Below are 19,355 nucleotides of genomic sequence, written 5' to 3' on the forward strand. Positions count from 1 at the left end.
CCCCAGGTCAAAGCTTTTGTAAGGATGCTCCAGCTTCCCTTGCGCATGCCCCGCCGATATCGTAACGAACCACTTTAAATTGCTCGTAGCGCGGGATGGGGGCGGGATCATGGCAGCCGACCGCTTGCTCAGCGGCCCCGGCGCGGAAGGGGGCGCCCCGAGCGGCGCCCCGCAGAGCCAGGGCCGTCTGATCGGCCGGCGTTACCGGCTCATGTCACCTGTCGGCAGGGGCGGCATGGGCATGGTGTGGCACGCCCACGACGTCCTGCTCGACCGGGACGTGGCGGTCAAGGAGCTGATCCTCCCGTACGGGCTCGACCACTCGGGCATGCAGGGGGCCCATCGGCGCGTGCTGCGCGAGGCCAGGTCGGCCGCGCGGCTGACGCATCCCGGCATCGTCACCGTCCACGACGTGGTCGAGGAGGACGGCCGCCCGTGGATCGTGATGGAGCTGGTCCGCGCGTGGTCCCTGGAGCAGGCCGTACGCCAGAGCGGGCCGCTGCCGGTGCTGCAGGCGGCCGAGATCGGCATCCGGGTGCTCGACGCGCTCAGGCACGCGCACTCCGCGGGGATCCTGCACCGTGACATCAAGCCCGGCAACGTGCTGCTGACCCAGGACCGGGTGGTGCTGACCGACTTCGGCATCGCGGCCATCGAGGGCGACGTGGCGATCACGCAGACCGGTCTGCTCATGGGGTCGCCCGCGTACATCCCGCCGGAGCGCCTGTCCGGGCAGCCGATCACGCAGGCGGCCGACCTGTGGTCGTTCGGCGCGACGCTGTACGCCGCCCTCGAGGGGCGGCCGCCGTACGAGGGGCCCGACCCGGTGGCGGTGCTCGGCGCGGTGCTCACGCAGGAGCCGATCGCGCCCCAGCGGGCCGGCTCGCTGATGCCGGTGGTCGAGGGCCTGCTGCGCAAGGACCCGGCCCAGCGGCTGACCTCCGACCAGGTCATCGAGATGCTGGAGGCGGTGCTGCGCGCGCACGGCTCCGTCCGCCCGCGCCCGGCCGAGTCGCTGCCCACCGCCGGGCCCGCCCCGGGGGACATGCCGGCCTCCGGGCTGCTGGACTCCCCGTCGGGGCCGATGCCGTCGCGGATCGTGGAGACGCCCTCGGGTCCGATACGCGTGCCGTACGACCCGATGAGCAGCCCGTCCGGCGGTCACTCGATGCCGTTCGACGGCCTGACGAGCCCCTCCGGCAGCCACCGGACCGACCAGCTGGTGCCGCCGCCGCCCGAGTTCGGCGGGCCCTCGGGGGCGCAGCCCGCTTTCGGCATGCCCTCGGGTCCGCACCGGGCTCCCAGGGGCCGCGGCGACGAGTCCGGCCCGCAGCCGGCGCCGATCCTGCCGCTGACCACGGACAGCCGTACGTCGTCCGCCGCCACGCCGTGGCCGCTGGCCTCCGCCGAGGACCTGCGCGAGCAGTCGCGCGACCTGTCCCGCGACCTCGGCCACAACCGCCTGGCCACGCTGCCCAGCACGGCGCCGCGCACCGGCAAGAGCCGGCGCAGGCCCGACGAGGACGACGGGATGTGGGTGCGCCGCGGGCGGCCGACGCCGCTCACGATCATCAGCGTGATCGTGGCGGTGGCCGCCGTCGTGGGCGCCGTCATGTTCCTCATGCCGGGCGGGTCGCCGCCCCCGCAGACGGCCACGTCGCAGGCCGCGACGTCCTCACCCGCCAAACCCGGGAACGCCGAGCCCTCGGCGATACCGTCGGGCTACACCGAGCACGGCACGGCCGGGTTCGCCGCCGCCGTGCCCGGGAGCTGGAAGCCGGCGACGTCGGGCGGGGTGACCACGTTCAGCGGGCCGAAGGACTCCGGCATGCGGATCATGGTGCAGAAGGTGAGCCCGCAGACCGACGGAGGGCTGTCCGAGCTGGGCCGCCAGGAGGCCAAGGGCGGCGTGGAGGGCTACATCCAGGTGCAGCTCCAGGCCGTCGACTACCGCGGCTGGCAGGCCGCCGACTGGGAGTACACCTACACCACGGCAAGTGGCGTCCCCATGCACGCGCTCACCCGGTACGTCTCGATCGACGACATCACCGCGTACAAGATTACCTTCGACCTGCCCGAGCTCAAGTGGGACGACCAGGCGGAGACCCGCAAGGTGTTCCTGGACACGTTCCGGCGGGATGGCTGACGTATTGCACCGTTCAGTCCAAAACGGGTAATGTTCGACATATGGGGCGACCGAGGAAGTTCGAGGAGGAACGCGCCGTCGAGGCCGCGATGCGCGCGTTCTGGTCCGCGGGCTTCGAGGCCACCTCGACGGCGGACCTGTGCGCGGCCACCGGGCTCGGGCGCAGCAGCATCTACAACACCTTCGCCAGCAAGCACGACCTGTTCGTGAAGGCCCTGACCCGCTACATGGACCAGCGCAACGCCACGCTCGCCGAGACGCTGGACGCCGACCTGCCGCTCAAGGAGAAGATCAGGACCGTCCTGTGGTGGGCCGTCGACCCCGAGCCCGGCGAGCCGCCCGGCTGCCTGGTGGTCAACTCGATGACCGAGCTGGCCCCGCACGACCCGGAGATCGCCGAGCTGCTGCGGCGCGACAACGACAGGCGCCGGCAGATGGTCCGGGCCGCCATCGAGACCGGCCGCTCGCGGGGCGAGATCGCCCCGGACAGGGACCCGCTCGCGCTGGCGCACTTCGTCTTCGCCACCGTCAGCGGCCTGCGCGTGGCCGCGCGGGGCGGGACGGACCGGGACGGGCTCGAGTCGATCGCGAAAACCGCCCTGGGCGTTTTCTGATCTTTTTTACGCCCTCATTTTGAACCGAACAATCCAAAAAGGAGAAGCACCATGCCCTTGGCCATCTACATATTGGGCCTTTCGATCTTCGCCCAAGGCACTTCGGAGCTCATGCTGGCCGGGCTGATCCCGGAGATGGCCGCCGACCTGCGGGTGTCCGTGCCGGAGGCGGGGCTGCTGATCTCGGCGTTCGCCATGGGGATGCTGGTGGGGGCGCCGGTGCTGGCCGTCCTCACGCTGCGCTGGCCACGGCGTACGGCGCTGCTGACGTTCATGGCGGTCTTCGTCCTGTCGCACGTCGCGGGCGCGCTGACGTCGAGCTACACCGTGGTGTTCGCCACCCGCGTCGTGGGCGCGTTCGTGTACGCGGGCTTCTGGGCCGTGGCGGCGAGCACGGCGATCGGCCTGGTACCCGCCAACGCCCGCGGCAAGGCGATGAGCGTGCTCGCCGGCGGCCTGACGGTCGCCACCATCGTCGGGCTGTCCCTGGGCACGGTCATCGGCCAGCACCTCGGCTGGCGGGCCGCGTTCTGGGCGGTCGCGGCGCTGTCGGCGCTGGCCGGGGCGGGCGTGCTCAGCACCATCCCGGGCGGCCGCCCGGAGGCCGGCGCGACCCCGCGCATGTCCGACGAGCTGCGCTCCATGATCAACCCCAGGCTCTGGCTCGCGTACGGCACGACCGCGCTGACCACGGGAGCCCTGCTGGCCTCCTTCAGCTACCTGAGCGTGCTGCTGGTCGACACCACGGGCCTGGCACCCGCCTGGGTGCCCGCGGTCCTGGCGCTCTACGGCGTCGGCTCGCTGATCGGGATCACCATCGGCGGCCGGACCGCCGACGCGCGGCCGTTCCCGTCCCTCTACCTCGGCGTCGCCGGCCTGATCGTCTGCTCGGTGGCGCTGGCCCTGACCGCGTCCGTCCCCGTGGCGGCCATCGCGCTGATCTTCCTGCTCGGCGCGTTCGGCTTCGGCATGAACCCCGCCCTGAACACCCGCGTCTTCTCCCTGGCCAAGGACGCCCCCACCCTGGCCGCCGCGGTGAACGTCTCCTCCTTCAACGTCGGCATCACCGTCGGCCCCTGGCTCGGCGGGCTGGCCATCGGCGCGGGCCTCGGCTACCCGTCCGTCGCCTGGATCGGGGCCGCGATCGGCGTGCTCGCCCTGGCCACCGTGACCGTGGCGGGTGCTCTGCACCGCTCGCCGGCGCCGGAGCGCAGTGGGGTACCTTCGGCCGTGTCAACGACCACCGGTTGAGGCCGGTGGCTTGCTCTCACGGTCCCGTCTGGCTGAAGGGAGGCCGGTAGCGTGTGGCTGGTTGACAGCAGCCCAGCCCGCAGCGCCGCGTGCGGCGATGTTGCGGGCCGCGATGTGATCGGCGTGCCCAGCGAGGCCACACCCAGTGCAGACGAACCGACCCCGCGTCGGCCTATTCGCCTTACTCATACACCCGCACTCTGGACAGCGCTGAGAGGTGTGTGCGGGGTCGACCAGTACGAAAGCGACCCCGGCCCGCGCGGCTTTGTAACGGGTGAATGCCATCTGCTGAGCAAACGCCCAGCTGTGCAGGGTGCGCCGCTGGAACCGATGAGCCCTTACCCGCCCGCGGATGCCCTGCAGATCCTCCAAGCCGATCCCGCGGCCGGTGCGTTCGGCTTCGCGCACCACGTGTTTCGAAAGCTGATGGTTGAGGTCGGTCATCATCCGATGCTCACGCCCGGCCAAGCGACGCAGGACCCGCCGCGCCGCACTCGTGCCCTTCCTCTGCAACCGTTGGCGTTGCCGATGCCGCCGCTCCCGCAGCGTACGGACGTGGCCGTTGCCGGTGATCGGCCCGGCCAGGGCGGAGCCGGGGAGCACGGCCCCGTCTGACGTGACCGCCAGGTTCGCCACCCCTTGATCCACCCCTAGAAAGCCGTGAACCGGCTCACGCGTCCGGGGCTTGGGCAAGGTGATGGCAACTTGCAGCAGCCATACGCCGCGCCGACAGATCAGGTCGGCCTCCCCGAGAGGCAGCGCGTTGACAGCCTGGAGGTCCTCTGGCCGACCTGTGTATGGCACGGCCACACGTCCCGTGGAGGTCCACAGCGACACGGTCCGGGCTTCACGGGACCAGCTCATCAGGCGCGCGTCGTACGGGATGGCGCCGTGCTGGCGGAAGGTGTGGGCCCGTTTCTTGGTGGCTCGCCGGTTGCCGTAGGCACCGGCCACCCGGGCTATCGCCCGCACCGCCGCCTGCGCGCCCAGCCCGGCGAACTGCGCACGCGCGGAATGGTAGGCCAGCCGATGCAACTGGAGGACGGTGAAGGTACGGTGCTGCCAAGCCAGACGGGAAACAAAGGTGGCCGCCTGATTACAGACCAGCACCGTCGCAGTCAGGGCGTCAGCCTGAGCAGGTGTAGGCATGAGCCGCAACCGCACCACCGACGGCAGGCCTGCCAGCTTGGCCGTGGAGCGGCGGATCGCCATTACACACTCCCTGTCGTGGAAGAGTCACTCACCACGAACACTATCGAGCGTTACTAAGGCTTTCCATACTGTTTTCGAAAGGAGGAGTGGCGCTCCCTCCCCATCCTGAAAGACCAGGGTGTCCGCGCCACAGCTCAGATGAATTTGGCGAGCATCCACTTTTACCCCGTCAAGTCCACCGCGGGACACCAGGTCCACGAGGCCGAGGTGCAGCCGTGGGGGCTCGCCGACGACCGCCGCTACCTGATCACCGACGAGCACGGCGAGCTCCTGACCGCCCGTCAGGAGCCCCGCCTGCTGGCCTGCGTGGCCCGGGTCGACGGCGGCTCGCTCACGCTGACCGGCCCGCACGCCGTCCCGCTGCGGGTCACGCCGACCGCCGTCATGTCCACGGTCAGCGTGGGCCGCACCCCCGTGGAGCTCACCGACTGCGGCGACGACGCGGCGGACTGGCTGTCCGGGCTGGTGGGCCGGCCCGTGCGGCTCAAGTGGCTCGACGACCCGACCCGCCGGCCGGTCAATCCCGAGTACGGGCGGCCGGACGACCGGGTGAGCCTGGCCGACGGCTATCCGCTGCTGCTCACGTCCAGCGCCTCGCTCGCCCTGCTGAACGACTGGATCGTGGAGACCGCGCTGGAGCGCGGCGAGGAAGCGCCGGAGCCGCTGCCCATGCACCGGTTCCGGCCGAACGTGGTGATCGACGGCGTCGGCACGCCGTTCGCGGAGGACGAGTGGAAGCGGGTACGCATCGGCGAGGTCGACTTCCGGGTGAGCAAGCGGTGCGACCGGTGCGTGCTGACCACGATCGACACGTCCACGTACACGAAGGGCAAGGAGCCCATCAGGACGCTTTCGCGGCACCGCAGGTGGGACGGCAAGGTGTGGTTCGGCATCAACCTGATCCCGGACATGCCCGGACGCATCGCCCAGGGAGATTCAGTCACCATTCACTGAAATATCGCCCTTTGGGGTGATGTCAGGGGCTATGCGAGACTTCACGAGTGACCAGTGCCCCCACAACGCCCACTGTCTCGTCCTCTGACCGAATTCGCGGCGTCCAGCGCCGCACCTTGACCGTCCTGTCCGCGACGCAGATCGTGAGCGGGGTGGGGGTCGCCGTCGGGCTCGCGCTGAGCTCGGTGGTCGTGGACGAGCTCTCGGGCTCCACGGTGATCAGCGGCTTCGCGGGCACCGCGACCGTGCTCGGCGCGGCGCTGCTGGCCCTGCCCACGGCCAAGGCGTCGGGCAGCGGCGGCCGCCGGGCGGGCCTGTCGCTGGCGTACGCGGCGGCGCTGGCGGGCTGCCTGATCTCGGCGCTCGCGATCAGCCTGCGTACGTGGCCGCTGCTGCTGGCGGGCCTGGTGCTGGTGGGCGGCGGGAGCGCGGGCAGCCTGGCCGCGCGTTACTCGGCCACGGACCTGTCGCCCAAGGGCCGCTCGGCCAGGCACCTGTCACTGGTCGTCTGGGCCTCCACGATCGGCTCCGTGGCCGGCCCGAACCTGGCCAGGCCCACCGACCAGATCGGCATGCGGCTGGGGCTGGTGGAGAAGGCGGGGCCGTTCGTGTTCGCGGCGCTGGCGTTCGCGGTGGCGCTGGCCCTGATCTTCTGCCTGCTGCGCCCCGACCCGCTCACGCTGGCCCGCTCCCTGAACGAGGGCCCGGACACCGGCCGCGGCCCCAAGGGGACGATCCGCACCGCCTGGCAGACCCTCCGCACCACCCCGACGGCCCGCCGCGCCCTCGTCATGATCGCGGTGAGCCACACGGCGATGGTGTCCGTCATGTCCATGACCCCGGTCAAACTCCACCACGACGGCTCGAACCTGGACGTCATCGGCCTCGTGATCAGCCTGCACATCGCGGGCATGTACGTGCTGTCGCCGGTGGTGGGCTGGCTGGCAGACAAGGCGGGCAAGGTGCCGGTGCTCGTGCTCGGCATGGCCCTGCTGCTGAGCGCCGCCACCCTCGCCGGCACGGCCGGGCATGCGATCTGGCAGGTGACGGCCGCGCTGGTGCTGCTCGGCCTCGGCTGGTCGTGTGGCCTGGTGGCGGGCTCCGCCCTGGTCACGGAGTCCGTCCCGCTCGAACGCCGCCCCGCCGTCCAGGGGCTCTCGGACCTGCTGATGAACGTCTGCGGCGCCACGGGCACGATCGTCGCGGGCGCCATCGTGGGGATGCTCGGCTACGGCGTGCTCGGCCTGGTCGTGGGCATCATGGTGGCGCTCGCGGGCATCTGGCTGACCATCACCTGGCGCGCCGACCGCCCTTAGGCACTCGACGCGGCCGTCACTTCGCCTCGGCGTAGGACGACACCGCCACCGCCTCCATGGGAAAGCGCACCGGCGTCGCCCCGAACAGCAGCCGGGTGGCCTCGACCGCGGCCGACGACACCGCGGCGATCACCTCCTCCGCCTGCTCCGCCGGGCAGTGCACCATCACCTCGTCGTGCTGGAAGAACACCAGCCGCGCCGGCTCCGGCAACAGCCCGCGCAGCACCGCCATCAGCGCCAGCGCCCACTCGGCCGCCGTGGCCTGCACCACGAAGTTGCGCGTGAACCGCCCCCGGTCCCGGGCCGCCCGCGTGCCCTCGGGCCCCGACACCAGCTCCTTCCACCGCGGCGAGGGCGGCGGGCTGGTGCGCCCGAGCCAGGAGCGCACGAGCCGCCCCTCCTCCCCGTCCTTGGCCGCGTCCTCCACGAACTGGTACGCCCTGGGGAAGCGCTGCCGCATCACCGCCAGCAGCTTGGGCGCGTCACCGCTGGTGCCGCCGTACATGGCGGACAGCATCGCGATCTTGGCATTGTCACGCTCGCCGCCGAACGACTGCGCCAGCGCCGAGTACAGGTCGATCTCCCCGGCGGCCCTGGCCAGCCCCACGTCGCCGGCCATCGCGGCCAGCACCCGCGGCTCCAGCTGGGCGGCGTCGGCGACGACCAGCACCCACCCCTCGTCGGCCACCACCACCCGCCGCATCACCTTGGGGATCTGCAGCGCCCCGCCGCCGCTGGTGGCCCAGCGCCCGGACACCACGCCGCCCACCACGTACTCGGGCCGGAAACGCCCGCCCCGCACCCACTGGTCGGCCCACACCCACCCGTGGAAGCTGTACAGCCGGGCCAGCTCCTTGTAGGCCAGCAGCGGCTTCACGGCGGGGTGGTCGATCTGCTTGAGCTCCCACGACCGGGTGGTCTTCAACGCCACCCCCGCCCCCTTGAACGCCTTGACGAGCTGCTGCACCGAGTCGGGGTTGACCGGCTGGCCGAGGGCCGCGGTCACCTCGTCGGCCAGCGCCTGCAGCTTGGCCGGGCGCATGCCGTGGACGGGCCGCGGCCCGAGCAGCTCGGTCAGCAGCTCGTCGTGCACGTCGCGCCGCCAGGGCATGCCGTCGTACGACATCTCGGCCGCGATGAGCGCCCCCGCCGACTCGGCCGCCACCAGCAGCCGGAACCTCCCCGGCTCGGGCAGCGCCTCGATCCGGCGCAGCTGGTCGGCCAGCACCTCCGCCACGGCCTCGGGCGCGAGCGGCTCGGGCGCGAACAGCGTGCCGGGCGCGTTCGGCTGCTCCTCCGGCACCGGCAGCCCGTGCAGCCGGGCGTGGGCGGCCCGGGCCGAGCGGCTCTCGCCGTAGCGGCCCTCGTACGCGAGCAGCAGCCCCTCGGTGAGCGCGACGTCGTGGCAGCGCGAGACTCGCGTGCCCGCGCTCAGCAGGTCGGGGTAGACCTCCCGCGCGTCGGCCCACACCCACCGCGGGCGCTCGGCCTCCTCCAGCTCGCGTACGGCCCCCGCCAGGTCGGCGGGACGCCGAGCCGAGCCGCCCACGGGCAGCAGCGTCTCTCCGGCGACCACGACATGCACGTGGTCAAGAGTGCCAAACGGCTACGACAAAGCGATGCGCACCTCGTCCTCCAGCGGCGGATCGACCTCCTGGGCCCGGCAGCCCGTGGCGGCGAAGCACCGCACGGTCAGCTCCTCGGGCGTGACCGACAGGTGCAGGAACTGCTTGAAGAACGGCGGCGTGTCCCAGTCGGACAGCTCCGACAGGTAGCGGTGGAACACCTTGTCCACCGGCAGCCTGAGCGGCCACGGCCACGCCCCGAGCAGCCGCGCCGCCCACCGCATCCTGCGGGTGATCGTGACCGGGCCCTGGGGGGTTCGGACGGGCTCGTTCTTGATCTGGTCCGACATGACGCACAGGGCCTCGGAGGGCGTCAGGTAGATCCACTTCATCCTCAGGCGGTGCGCGTACAGCTGGCTGTAGAAGGACAGGGAGTCGCCGCGCAGCGGGTAGCACCTGAAGTCGTCCTCGTGCACGCCCTTGACGTCGACCCTCTGGATCGTGTGCGTGGCGTGCATGAAGGCGCCGCCGCCGCCGGACACGATGTACTGGATCACCCGGTCGCCCACTTTGACCGGGTAGCGCTGGTAGTTGTGCACGTCTCCGCCGATGGCCGCGACGTACCGGTTCGCCGGATCGCGCACGATGTCGTCGATCGTGCCGCCTTCCTCCAGCGGTGAGGGCTTGTAGACGTTCCCGGTGTAGATGGGCTTGCCCGTGACGAGGATCTTCGGCCGCGGATCGCGCGAGACGCGCCGCAGCCACGCGGTCTGCCCCTTGTCGATGATGTTCTTGATGCCGGTGTCGACCCCGACGATCAGCAGGCTGTCGCTCTCGATCACCCAGTACGGCCCCGGCTGCGTGACCTGCTGGGACGGCTTGCCCCTGAGCTCGCGCGCCTGCGCCAGCCCCTCTTCGTCGATGGCCTCCGGCTTGCGCCACAGCAGGCCGCGCAGCCACCGGTCCGGCTTCGGCTTGAGCGCCGGCGCGTCGCAGAAGACCCGCATGAAACCGCCGAGCCCGTCGTACCAGTCGTGGTTGCCGGGGACGGCGTAGATCGGGGCGTCATAGTCCTTGTACGGACGGAAGAACTTGTCCCCGTACTCGTTTCCCGATCCCGTCGGATAGATCACATCACTCGCAATGACGGCGAACGACGTGTCTTCCCCCACTTTCAACATCCCCGGAACAACGGCGTACTGGGACGCGTCTCCCTCGCCGGTATCACCGAGCAGGAGGAAACTGAAATTTCCCCCGACCGGGGGCTTAATGCGAAATTCCGGATCAATCCCCCGCGCTTCCTGAGCCTCCACCCATCGCGCCCGAACCTCTCCCGACGGATCCCCGAACAACCCCGCGAGGATGTCGTTACGCGATCTCCACAGCGTCACCAAATTCAGCCAGGTAAACCCGTGATCGTTAGGTCTGAGCTGCGCGAACGTCCCCGTCTGTGTGCAGGCCCATCCTGCTCCCTCCTCTGACACCCTTGAGGAAAGTTGCTTTCCCCGCTCGGCCGCGACTTCCACCATGACCACATACTTACCGCGATCACCCATTCGTGCACCCGGAACGCTCCGTACCGTAAGGAACACAGAAGGTTCGCAATGGTGTACCCTCAACCCCCCAAGCAAGCGGTAGGGACGTCGAGGGGAGTGCTCCATGAGCCGTAACGGCCCTGATGACACGACCCGGAGCGGCACTTCCGACGTTGAGGCCATCGAGGGTCTGCTGGCATACGCGCAAACCCGGTCATCCCGCTGGAGCGGGGCGGCACTCAAACGGGTCAGCGAAGCGGTCGCGCGCAGCCGGGCCCTCGACGCGCGTGCTCCCGGCACGCACACGACCCTGCTGGCCCGCAGCCTGCTCGCCAAGGCGAAACTCCTGCTCAAGCGGGACCGGGCAGCGGAGGCGCTCCCCCTGGCGCAGGAGGCGGTGGCGCTCACCCGGCTGACGGGCGGCGCCCCGCTGGTGGTGGCCCTGAACTGCCTCGCCACCACCCTCGAGTCCCTCCACCGCTACAGCGAAGCCGCCGCCGCGATCGCGGAAGCCGACCGGATCCTCCCCCCGGACGAACCCTGACCCATCCGAGCCAACGGCGGCGGGTGGGTGGGAGTGGGCCGGGCTACGCGGGTGGGGGTGGGACGAGGGCACCGGGGTTGAGGATTCCGGCGGGGTCGAGCCGGTCCTTGACCGCCCGCAGGATGCCCATCCCCACCGGCCCCACCTCGGCCGCATAAGCGTCCCGGTGGTCGCGTCCGACCCCGTGATGGTGGGTGATCGTGCCGCCGGCCGCCACGATGGCCGCGTTCACCGCCTCCTTGGCGTGCTCCCACTGCGCCACCGGGTCCCCCTCCTGCGCGACGACGACCGTGAAGTACAGCGAGGCGCCGGTCTCGTACACGTGGGAGACGTGGCACATGACGAGCGGCGAGCCGAACGCGCCCGCCAGGGCAAGCCGCACCGCGTCGTAGAGCTGTGGCAGGTTCGCCCAGAAGCCGGCCGTCTCCAGCGTCTCGACGGTGGCCCCGGCCCCGAGCAGCGAGTCGCGGAGGTACGGCGCGGAGAAGCGCCCGTGCTCCCACGCCTCCCCCGGCCCGGCGCCCAGCGGCTCGCCTCCCATCCGGGTCAGCACGGCGGCGGCCCCGGCCTGCCGGGCGGCCGCCGAGCCCCATCCGGAGACCGAGGCGGGGGTGCTCTCGTAGCCGGCGATCAGGAGGCAGCCCGAGCCGCCCGACCCGATGGCGTCCGGCTTGGCGAGGCCGATCATGGTCTCGGTCTCGTCCGAGAGCCGGAGCACCGTCGGGAGCGGCCCCTCCTGGGCGAGTGCGCGCACCGCCGCCGTCCCCTCCGCGAACGTCCCGAACCGCCACCCCTCGTACCGCCGCTCGTCAGGAGCCCGCCGCACCCTCAGCCGCAGGGACGTGATGACCCCGAAGGCGCCCTCGGAGCCCAGCACGAGCTGGCGCAGATCGGGCCCGGCCGCCGACTTGGGGGCGCGCCCGAGGTCCAGGGTGCCGGTGGGCGTGGCCACCGTGAGGCCCACGACCATGTCGTCGAAGCGCCCGTACCCGGCGGAGGCCTGGCCGCTGGAGCGGGCCGCCGCGAAGCCGCCGAGGGTGGCGTACTCGAAGGACTGGGGGAAGTGGCCCAGCGTGAGGCCGTGCGCGGCGAGCAGCCGCTCGGCCTCGGGGGCGCGTACGCCGGGCTCGAAGGAGGCCACGAGGGACTCCGGGTCCACGGAGAGCAGGCGGTCGAGCCGGCCCAGGTCGAGGGCGATCAGCCCCGTGAAGCCCGAGCCGGAGCCGGTGAGGCCGCCCACCACGGAGGTGCCGCCGCCGAAGGGGATCACGGCGACGCGTTCGGCGGAGCACAACCGCAGCAGCTCGGCCACCTCCTCGTGCGAGCCGGGCAGCACCACCGCGTCCGGCGCGGCCGAGCCGTCCCCCGCGCGCATCCGCAGCAGGTCGGGGGTGGACTTGCCGCGCGTGTGGCGGACGCGGGCCTCGTGCGAGGTCAGCACGTACGCGGAGCCGACCACCCCGGCCAGCGCGCCGAGCAGCGGCTCGGGCAGGGCGACCGGCGGCAGGCGCACCGATTCGAGGCCGACGGCGGGGACGTCCGGGGCGCGGACGCCGAGGAAGTCGCGCAGGAGCGCGCGGACCTGCTCGGGCAGTTCGCGGGCGAGAGCCGGGTCGCCCCAGCCGGACCACAGCATCGGTTCTCCAGTCACGCTTACACTGTGACACATGACGTCGATTCGTCACAATGATGGGGTGCTGGACGCGGCCCGCGACTGCGTGCTGGCCTATGGCGTGCGCAGGACGACGCTCACCGACGTGGCGCGCCGGGCGGGGGTGTCGCGGATGACGATCTACCGCCGCTGGCCCGACGTGCGCACGCTGGTCGCGGACCTGATGACCAGGGAATGGGTGCGGGTGGTCGAGGAGCTCGACCTGGCGGACCCCGTGCGCGCGGTCGTCGAGGGGGTCAGGGGGCTGCGCGCCCACCCGCTGTGGCGGAAGATCGTGGAAGCGGATCCGGAGCTGCTGCTGCCCTACCTGCTCGACCGGCGCGGCGCCAGCCACGAGGCGATACTCGAGGTCCTGGAGCGCGCCGTCGGGGATCCGGGCAGGGCGCGGGCGGTGCTGCTGGTGGCGCAGTCGTTCCTGCTGTCGGCGCCCACGATGCTCGGCCCGGTGACCATGGACGAGCTCGACGGCGAGCTCACCGCCCTGCTGGAGGCCTATCTTGGATAGCTCGCATGGAGGCACCTTGGACAACGGCTCGCTGAACGCCCGCAGAAGATCCCGTGAGCTGCGCCGCGTCGCGGAGGAACGGCTCGACGTGCTGGTGGTCGGGCTCGGCGCGACCGGCGCCGGCGCCGCGCTGGACGCGGCTTCCCGGGGGCTCAGCGTAGCGGCGATCGACGCGCACGACCTGGCTTTCGGGACCTCCAGGTGGAGTTCCAAGATGATCCACGGCGGCCTGCGGTATCTGGCCAAGGGGCAGGTGGACGTCGCCTACGAGAGCGCCGTCGAGCGCGGCATCCTGCTCCGCACGACGGCTCCGCACCTGGTCGCGGCCCACCCGTACCTGCTGCCGCTGACGAAGGCGGTCTCGCGGCGGCAGGCGGCGCTCGTGATGAGCGGCTACCGGCTCGGCGACGGCCTGCGGGCCGCCGCTCGCACGCCGCGCCGGCTGCTGCCCGGCCCGACGCGGCTGAGCGCGGCCCGCACGCGCACGCTGGCGCCCGTGCTCGACGGCGACGGCCTGCGCGGCGCGCTCCTGTCGTGGGACGGCCGGCTGCTGGACGACGCGCGCCTGGTCGTGGCGATCGCCAGGACCGCCGCCGCGCACGGCGCCCGCGTGCTGACCCGCTGCCGCGCGCTGCGGCTCACGGACGGGCCCACGGACCGGGGCGCGCTGGTACGCGACGAGCTGACGGGCGAGGAGTTCGACGTCCGCGCCAGAGTGGTGATCAACGCGGCCGGGGTGTGGGCGGGCGGGCTGGATCCCGAGGTGAAGCTGCGTCCCTCGCGCGGCACCCACCTCGTGCTGACCCAGGGGACGCTGCCCGGGCTGATCGCCGGCATGCATGTGCCCATTCCCGGAGAGACCAACCGATTCGCGCTCGTACTCCCCCAGCGCGACGGCCGCGTGTACGTCGGCCTCACCGACGAACCGGTGGACGGGCCCGTCCCCGATGTTCCGGAAGTGCCCGAGGAAGACGTCAGAACGCTCCTGGAGGTGCTGAACGGGGTTCTTGAGACTCAGGTGACCCGGGGGGCGGTCGCGGGCGCGTACGCGGGCCTCAGGCCCCTTCTGGCGGCCGACGGCCACACGGCCGACATCTCGCGTAGACACGCCGTTCTCGCGCATGACGGGATCGTCACGGTCGTCGGCGGCAAGCTCACGACATATCGGCGGATGGCCGAGGACGCGGTGGATGAAGCGGTCTCGTCCGGGAAACTCCGGGCGCGCCGGAGTCGTACCAGAAAGATCCCGCTCGCCGGGGCGGGCCCGCGACCGTCCGGAGTGCCGCACCGGCTGGCCGAGCGGTACGGCAGCGAGGCCGGCGCCGTGCACGAGCTCGTCAAGGCGCACCCGGAGGAGGTCGGGCTCGGCATCACCGAGGGCGAGCTGGTCTGGTCGGTCCTACACGAGGGCGCGCTCGACGAGGGCGACCTGCTGGACAGGAGGACCAGGATCGGCCTGGTCAAGCAGGACAGGGACCGCGCACTGCCCGCGACACGGGACGTGTTGGACCGAACCGCCCGCGACTGACCCCACCAATCCGTTAGGTTAGTCTTACCTAATTCGGGTTGGAGAGGGAGAACAGGCGTTGGCAAGGGGCTGCGAGCATCCGAACGGGTGCCACACCGGAGGGGTTCCGACGTTGGCCAGCGCCACCGTGGGAGCCCGGCTGTGGCTGCTCGTCGAATACACCGGCGCCTGGCCGTCACACCTGGAAAACTTCGAACTTCCTGAAAAATTCTCCGAACTGGTCCGCCGGGCGCTCGAGCGCGGTATCAGGCCCCAGTTGATCCGCCGGCCGGGAAAGCGAACCCGCCCACAGGAGCAGGGGATCCGTGTGCTACTCGCGTACGCGGTAGGAGACCGGCCCTGGTTGGCGAGCGGTGTCGTCGCAGGTCCCGACGATCTTGACCTCGACGCGCTCGTGGCGGGAGTGGTCCCGGAGTCCTGCATACTTGAAGACGAGCCGGTATTTCTGGTCTGCACGCACGCCAAGCGCAATGCGTGCTGCGCCCGCATTGGACTACCCCTCGCTCGCACGCTGGCCGATTCTTTGCCGGACAGAGTGTGGGAAACGTCACACGTTGGCGGCGATCGCTACGCCGCCAACCTGGTGTGCTTGCCACACGGAATTTTCTACGGCAGCATGTCTCAGGCTGCTGCACTGGCAGCGGCTAACGCGTACCGGTCGGGCGAGGTCATTCTCGACCGCTACCGGGGACGCGCAGGCATCCCTGAGCCATTGCAAGCCGTGGAGCACTTCGCCCGAGCCCATACGGGAGAGTGTTCTGTCGGCGCGGTGGCCGTGGAATCCTCCAGGTCGGACGGTGACGTCACCGAAGCGCTCGTACGCTGCGGGGACGTCCGGTTCCAGGTTGTGGTTGAGCCATCGGCGTTCACAGCGCCGTGTGGTACGGCTTGCGCCGAGACGATCACCACCTACCGGCTGGTTTCGCTGGACAGGCTCACGCCTGTGCGGTACGCCACGCCCGCTCTCGCCTGAACAGGGAACATCGCGGCCCAACGTTGCGTTGGAACAGTGACGCCATAAGCGTCCAATGCGGCCCAATTACCGAAATACCTCTCACGAAGGTGGTTTTCTCATGTCTCAGGTACGTCGGCAGCTCGCCCGCCCGCGCCCCAGCTGGGGTTGGCAGGATGATGCCGCGTGCCGGGGTGAGGACCTCGTGCTCTTCTTCGGCCCCGACGGGGAGCGGCAGCCCGAGCGTGACGTACGTGAGCGGAAGGCCAAGGCGATCTGCGCCCAGTGCCCCGTTCGCAACGAGTGCCTTGACTACGCGCTGTCCCGTCCGGAGAAGTACGGCACGTGGGGCGGTCTCAACGAAGACGAGCGCGCCTCCGAGCGTCGTCGTCGCATGCGCCGCGCGGCCAGCGCCGGCATCTCCGCCGCCTGACATACCCGGCAGCGTCACCATCATCGCGTGATCAAGCAGTTGTCCCGATGAACCGGAGCCTGGCCCTCCATGCACAGGCTCCGGCGAACCCGGTCGGGACAACTGCCTGATCAGGCAGCACCTCCGAGAACACCGGCCCGCACGAGCAGCGGCACCACCTGGTCGCGCACGGCAGGCGCGAGACGCGGCACATAAGCGTCACGCCCGTCCGTCCACCCCAGCGCCGCCAGCTCCGCGGCCGGTCTCGGATCCCCCGAAACCCTGGCGGTGAAGACCGTCATGCGCATGGGCACGCCCTCCAGCGCCGCCACGTCCTCCACGTGGTCGAGCAGGGCCAGGTCGTGCGGGGTCACCCCGAGCTCCTCGGCCAGCTCGCGCGCGAGCGTCTCCTCCGGCTCCTCCCCCGCCTCGGGCTTGCCCCCCGGCAGGTAGAAGACGTCCGGAGCGGCCTGCTTGCTCACGACGAGCAGCCGCCCCCGGTCCACGACCGCCGCGGCGACCACGCGCAACACATCCATGCCCGACAGCATCCCACGCGCCACCGACAAACCGGGCTCTCCGGAGATTGTCGCACCCGGCCGATAGGGTGCCCGGCATGACAGAATCCGAGCTCTCCCCCGTGACGGCCGACGACCTCGACGAGGCCGTCCGGCTGGCCGTCGCCGCCCTCCGCGGGGCGCCCGAGACCGCGTGGGACCGCAAGGCCGGCACGCTGGAGTGGACGTGCTGGGAGACGGTCGAGCACCTGGCCGACGACCTGTTCGCCTATGCCGCCCAGCTCGGGCTCAGGATGCCGCCGCTGGACACGTACGTCCCGTTCATCCTGGAAAGTCGCAGGCCGGAAGGCCCCGCCAACACCATCCACGCCGATCCCAAGGCCGGTCCCGTCGGGCTGCTGCAGGTGCTGGAGTCGTGCGGCGCGATGCTGTCCGCCATGGTGCGGACCACGCCGCCGGAGGTCCGCGCCCACCACGGCTTCGGCGCGGCCGACCCCGAGGGCTCGGCGGCGATGGGCATCGTGGAGACGCTCGTCCACACCCACGACCTGGCCGACGGGCTCGGGCTCGGGTGGGCGCCGCCGGCCGGGATGTGCGCCCGGGTGCTGGGGCGGCTGTTCCCCGACGCCCCGCGCGACACGGATCCGTGGACGACCATGCTGTGGGTCACCGGGCGCGCCGACCTACCCGGCCGTGAGCGCCCGGTGAAATGGCGCTGGTACAGCGCGCCGCGGTCCTGAGCGGCGTGTGCTCCCCTAAACGTCAGACCTCAGACGATCAGATCGTCGAATTCGCCGTCCTTGGCCCCCAGGACGAACGCGGTGATCTCCGCCTGGGTGTAGACCAGCGCGGGACCTTCGGGAAAACGTGAGTTACGCATGGCTATCTCCCCCGTGGGCAGGTTCGCGACTTCGACGCAGTTGCCGTTGGGGTTGCTCCGCTTGCTCTTGCGCCAGACGACAGGAAGGCGGCCGGCGGACGTTCCGTTCCGGAACTCATGCATGGGGGCAGCTCCTCGCGATCTTACGGATGCACGTGCATCCGCGTTTGCGAGGAGACAATACGGTAACGCGTCGGTCTCCATATAGCGGACGACCAAAAAGCCAGATATGGGGTGGGTCACAGGGATATCAGCAGCTCATCGGGAAAGCAGGCGTTCCAGGAAGCGCCTGGTCTCCTTGGGCTCCTCGGCCTGGATGCTGAGCCGGTCCATGACTTCCATGTAGTTGTCGGAGTCGGCGGGTTTGTCCAGGTAGAGGGCGCTGGTGAGCTGCTCCATGTAGACGACGTCGGGCAGCTCGGGCTCGGGGAAGCGCAGGATGCTGAACGGGCCCCCGGCCGCCGCGTGGCCGCCGCGGTCGAACGGCATGATCTGCACGGTGACGTTGCGCTCGGCGGTGAGGTCGAGGAGATGGGCGAGCTGCGCGCGCATGATCTCGGAGCCGCCGATCGTACGGCGCACGACGGCCTCGTCGATCACCGCCCAGACCGTCAGCCCGCTCTCCAGCCGCCCCTGCCGGGTGGTGCGCACCGCCACGCGGCGGTCGAGCTCCACCCTCGGGGCCTTCTCGTGGGCCAGTTCGATCACGGCCCTGGCGTAGTCGGGGGTCTGGAGGAGGCCGGGCACGAACTGGTTCTCGTACGTACGGATGCTGGAGGCCGCGCCTTCGAGGCCGATGTAGACCTCGAACCAGGGCGGCAGCACGTCGCCGTACTTGTGCCACCAGCCGGGGGCGTTGGCCTGCTTGGCCAGGGCGAGCAGCGGCTCGCGCTCGGCGGGGTCGGTGACGCCGTACAGGGTCAGCAGGTCGGCCACGTCGCGCTGCTTGAAGCTGACCTGGCCGAGCTCCAGCCGGCTGATCTTGGCGTGAGATGCGCGAATCGAGTACCCGGCGTCCTCGCGCGAGATACCCTTCTCCGTGCGGAGCCTGCGCAGCTGAGTGCCCAGCAGGATCCGCAGCACCGTCGGGCTTCCCGGCGAATGGTTGAGAAGCTTCCCTTCCGCGCTCTCTGCGCTCACTCTGCCGCTCCTTGGTCATCTGCACGTGCAGATGCGATTCGCATCCGTAAACGACGAAAAGTCTTGCATCGGTCAGCACTCCCCGTAAAGATGGGCATTGGATCACCAGACCGCGCTTCGGGGGCCAGAATGACGACTTTCGACGCTCGGCCGCAAGCCGCCATCGGTTCCCGGCCACCAGGATGGCTTTTTTCCATTCTGGTCGAGGGGCATGCCTGGGAGTGCGACGCGGTGTTCCCCTTCCATCAGCGGGTCGCGCTCGAGCCCGCCTGCGTGGGGACGGCACGGCGGTTCGTCGACCAGACGCTGACCACGTGGGGGGTTCCGGGGCCGGCCTTCGAAGCTCAGCTGGTGGTGTCGGAGCTGGTGACCAACGCGATGCGGCACGGCGGCGGGGCGGCGCAGCTCCGGCTGCTGTCGCACGGGGCGGAGCTGGCGTGCGTGGTGACCGACCACAGCCGGACCGTGCCGGTGGCGACGGCTCCCGACGTGTTCTCCGAGTTCGGGCGGGGGCTGCGGCTGATCGACGCCCTCTGCACCGCCTGGGGCTGGTTGTCGCCCGGCGGCGCCCGCAAGCTCGTCTGGGCCGTGCTCGCCGCCTGACCCCCCGT

The 19,355-nt window shown here is 70.9% G+C and carries 19 protein-coding genes; 12 read left to right on the forward strand and 7 right to left on the reverse strand.

What is annotated here, in order from left to right; genetic code table 11:
• The first annotated feature begins 109 nt into the window (after positions 1-109).
• Genes AB0J87_RS15565 through AB0J87_RS15575 form a run of 3 tightly spaced genes read left to right on the forward strand, consistent with a single transcriptional unit; the run spans position 110 to position 4,011 of the window.
• Positions 110-2,146 (forward strand): protein kinase, encoded by a 2,037-nt coding sequence (locus AB0J87_RS15565; RefSeq protein ID WP_363965727.1) that lies wholly within the window; start codon positions 110-112, stop codon positions 2,144-2,146.
• A gap of 41 nt (positions 2,147-2,187) precedes the next feature.
• Positions 2,188-2,760: a TetR/AcrR family transcriptional regulator gene (locus AB0J87_RS15570; RefSeq protein ID WP_363965729.1), complete on the forward strand. Its 573-nt coding sequence runs from the start codon at positions 2,188-2,190 to the stop codon at positions 2,758-2,760.
• 51 nt (positions 2,761-2,811) lie between these two features.
• Positions 2,812-4,011 (forward strand): Cmx/CmrA family chloramphenicol efflux MFS transporter, encoded by a 1,200-nt coding sequence (locus AB0J87_RS15575; RefSeq protein ID WP_363965731.1) that lies wholly within the window; start codon positions 2,812-2,814, stop codon positions 4,009-4,011.
• Here AB0J87_RS15575 and AB0J87_RS15580 read toward each other — a convergent pair.
• Positions 3,994-5,223, reverse strand: coding sequence for a transposase (locus AB0J87_RS15580; RefSeq protein WP_363965732.1), 1,230 nt, complete (start codon positions 5,221-5,223; stop codon positions 3,994-3,996). The genes AB0J87_RS15575 and AB0J87_RS15580 overlap by 18 nt on opposite strands.
• 138 nt (positions 5,224-5,361) lie before the next feature.
• Between AB0J87_RS15580 and AB0J87_RS15585 the strand changes: the two genes are divergently transcribed.
• On the forward strand, positions 5,362-6,177 hold the full coding sequence (locus tag AB0J87_RS15585; protein WP_363965734.1) for an MOSC N-terminal beta barrel domain-containing protein: 816 nt from the start codon (positions 5,362-5,364) through the stop codon (positions 6,175-6,177).
• 116 nt (positions 6,178-6,293) lie between these two features.
• Entirely contained in the window at positions 6,294-7,493 is a 1,200-nt protein-coding gene (locus tag AB0J87_RS15590) for an MFS transporter (RefSeq protein WP_363965736.1), read from the forward strand.
• Positions 7,494-7,509: 16 nt separating this feature from the next.
• Here AB0J87_RS15590 and AB0J87_RS15595 read toward each other — a convergent pair whose 3' ends face one another.
• The gene (locus AB0J87_RS15595; RefSeq protein WP_363965738.1) at positions 7,510-9,078 is read right to left on the reverse strand and encodes a bifunctional 3'-5' exonuclease/DNA polymerase; all 1,569 of its coding nucleotides are present in this window, start codon (positions 9,076-9,078) and stop codon (positions 7,510-7,512) included.
• Positions 9,079-9,099: 21 nt separating this feature from the next.
• The gene (locus AB0J87_RS15600; protein WP_363966594.1) at positions 9,100-10,347 is read right to left on the reverse strand and encodes a metallophosphoesterase; all 1,248 of its coding nucleotides are present in this window, start codon (positions 10,345-10,347) and stop codon (positions 9,100-9,102) included.
• 370 nt (positions 10,348-10,717) lie between these two features.
• On the opposite strand from AB0J87_RS15600, the gene AB0J87_RS15605 reads away from it, so the two are divergent.
• Entirely contained in the window at positions 10,718-11,137 is a 420-nt protein-coding gene (locus tag AB0J87_RS15605; protein ID WP_350722641.1) for a hypothetical protein, read from the forward strand.
• 43 nt (positions 11,138-11,180) lie between these two features.
• Here the strand turns inward: AB0J87_RS15605 and AB0J87_RS15610 are convergent, their stop codons facing one another.
• Complete coding sequence (locus AB0J87_RS15610; protein WP_363966596.1) at positions 11,181-12,773, reverse strand: FAD-binding oxidoreductase; 1,593 nt, start codon at positions 12,771-12,773, stop codon at positions 11,181-11,183.
• Positions 12,774-12,804: 31 nt separating this feature from the next.
• Here AB0J87_RS15610 and AB0J87_RS15615 point away from each other — a divergent pair, with 31 nt between their 5' ends.
• The 4 genes from AB0J87_RS15615 to AB0J87_RS15630 all read left to right on the forward strand — a co-directional run bounded on the left by AB0J87_RS15615 (position 12,805) and on the right by AB0J87_RS15630 (position 16,227).
• Positions 12,805-13,314 carry a TetR/AcrR family transcriptional regulator gene (locus AB0J87_RS15615; RefSeq protein WP_192786458.1) on the forward strand — a complete coding sequence of 170 codons (510 nt, stop codon included), beginning with the start codon at positions 12,805-12,807 and terminating at the stop codon, positions 13,312-13,314.
• A gap of 16 nt (positions 13,315-13,330) precedes the next feature.
• The gene (locus AB0J87_RS15620) at positions 13,331-14,842 is read left to right on the forward strand and encodes a glycerol-3-phosphate dehydrogenase/oxidase (protein ID WP_363965741.1); all 1,512 of its coding nucleotides are present in this window, start codon (positions 13,331-13,333) and stop codon (positions 14,840-14,842) included.
• 112 nt (positions 14,843-14,954) lie between these two features.
• On the forward strand, positions 14,955-15,815 hold the full coding sequence (locus tag AB0J87_RS15625; protein WP_363965743.1) for a sucrase ferredoxin: 861 nt from the start codon (positions 14,955-14,957) through the stop codon (positions 15,813-15,815).
• Between the two features lie 100 nt (positions 15,816-15,915).
• Positions 15,916-16,227: a WhiB family transcriptional regulator gene (locus AB0J87_RS15630; protein WP_080036407.1), complete on the forward strand. Its 312-nt coding sequence runs from the start codon at positions 15,916-15,918 to the stop codon at positions 16,225-16,227.
• A gap of 110 nt (positions 16,228-16,337) precedes the next feature.
• Here AB0J87_RS15630 and AB0J87_RS15635 read toward each other — a convergent pair whose 3' ends face one another.
• Entirely contained in the window at positions 16,338-16,745 is a 408-nt protein-coding gene (locus tag AB0J87_RS15635; protein ID WP_350722646.1) for an NUDIX domain-containing protein, read from the reverse strand.
• A gap of 77 nt (positions 16,746-16,822) precedes the next feature.
• Between AB0J87_RS15635 and AB0J87_RS15640 the strand changes: the two genes are divergently transcribed.
• Positions 16,823-17,464, forward strand: coding sequence for a DinB family protein (locus AB0J87_RS15640; RefSeq protein ID WP_363965745.1), 642 nt, complete (start codon positions 16,823-16,825; stop codon positions 17,462-17,464).
• A gap of 29 nt (positions 17,465-17,493) precedes the next feature.
• Here AB0J87_RS15640 and AB0J87_RS15645 read toward each other — a convergent pair whose 3' ends face one another.
• Complete coding sequence (locus AB0J87_RS15645; RefSeq protein ID WP_138698722.1) at positions 17,494-17,727, reverse strand: DUF397 domain-containing protein; 234 nt, start codon at positions 17,725-17,727, stop codon at positions 17,494-17,496.
• 135 nt (positions 17,728-17,862) lie between these two features.
• Positions 17,863-18,744, reverse strand: coding sequence for a helix-turn-helix transcriptional regulator (locus AB0J87_RS15650; RefSeq protein ID WP_363965747.1), 882 nt, complete (start codon positions 18,742-18,744; stop codon positions 17,863-17,865).
• Between the two features lie 231 nt (positions 18,745-18,975).
• Here AB0J87_RS15650 and AB0J87_RS15655 point away from each other — a divergent pair, with 231 nt between their 5' ends.
• The gene (locus AB0J87_RS15655) at positions 18,976-19,347 is read left to right on the forward strand and encodes an ATP-binding protein (RefSeq protein ID WP_363965749.1); all 372 of its coding nucleotides are present in this window, start codon (positions 18,976-18,978) and stop codon (positions 19,345-19,347) included.
• Positions 19,348-19,355 lie beyond the last annotated feature (8 nt).

The sequence above is a fragment of the Nonomuraea sp. NPDC049625 genome (genome assembly GCF_040675285.1).
GTDB classification, from domain to species: domain Bacteria; phylum Actinomycetota; class Actinomycetes; order Streptosporangiales; family Streptosporangiaceae; genus Nonomuraea; species Nonomuraea angiospora_A.

Coding starts and splice junctions, on each gene's coding strand:
- AB0J87_RS15580 (WP_363965732.1), bottom strand. CDS start 5,223: ATGGCGATCCGCCGCTCCACGGCCAAGCTGGCAGGCCTGCCGTCGGTG.
- AB0J87_RS15570 (WP_363965729.1), top strand. CDS start 2,188: ATGGGGCGACCGAGGAAGTTCGAGGAGGAACGCGCCGTCGAGGCCGCG.
- AB0J87_RS15615 (WP_192786458.1), top strand. CDS start 12,805: ATGACGTCGATTCGTCACAATGATGGGGTGCTGGACGCGGCCCGCGAC.
- AB0J87_RS15565 (WP_363965727.1), top strand. CDS start 110: ATGGCAGCCGACCGCTTGCTCAGCGGCCCCGGCGCGGAAGGGGGCGCC.
- AB0J87_RS15630 (WP_080036407.1), top strand. CDS start 15,916: ATGTCTCAGGTACGTCGGCAGCTCGCCCGCCCGCGCCCCAGCTGGGGT.
- AB0J87_RS15585 (WP_363965734.1), top strand. CDS start 5,362: ATGAATTTGGCGAGCATCCACTTTTACCCCGTCAAGTCCACCGCGGGA.
- AB0J87_RS15645 (WP_138698722.1), bottom strand. CDS start 17,727: ATGCATGAGTTCCGGAACGGAACGTCCGCCGGCCGCCTTCCTGTCGTC.
- AB0J87_RS15640 (WP_363965745.1), top strand. CDS start 16,823: ATGACAGAATCCGAGCTCTCCCCCGTGACGGCCGACGACCTCGACGAG.
- AB0J87_RS15605 (WP_350722641.1), top strand. CDS start 10,718: ATGAGCCGTAACGGCCCTGATGACACGACCCGGAGCGGCACTTCCGAC.
- AB0J87_RS15635 (WP_350722646.1), bottom strand. CDS start 16,745: ATGGATGTGTTGCGCGTGGTCGCCGCGGCGGTCGTGGACCGGGGGCGG.
- AB0J87_RS15575 (WP_363965731.1), top strand. CDS start 2,812: ATGCCCTTGGCCATCTACATATTGGGCCTTTCGATCTTCGCCCAAGGC.
- AB0J87_RS15610 (WP_363966596.1), bottom strand. CDS start 12,773: ATGCTGTGGTCCGGCTGGGGCGACCCGGCTCTCGCCCGCGAACTGCCC.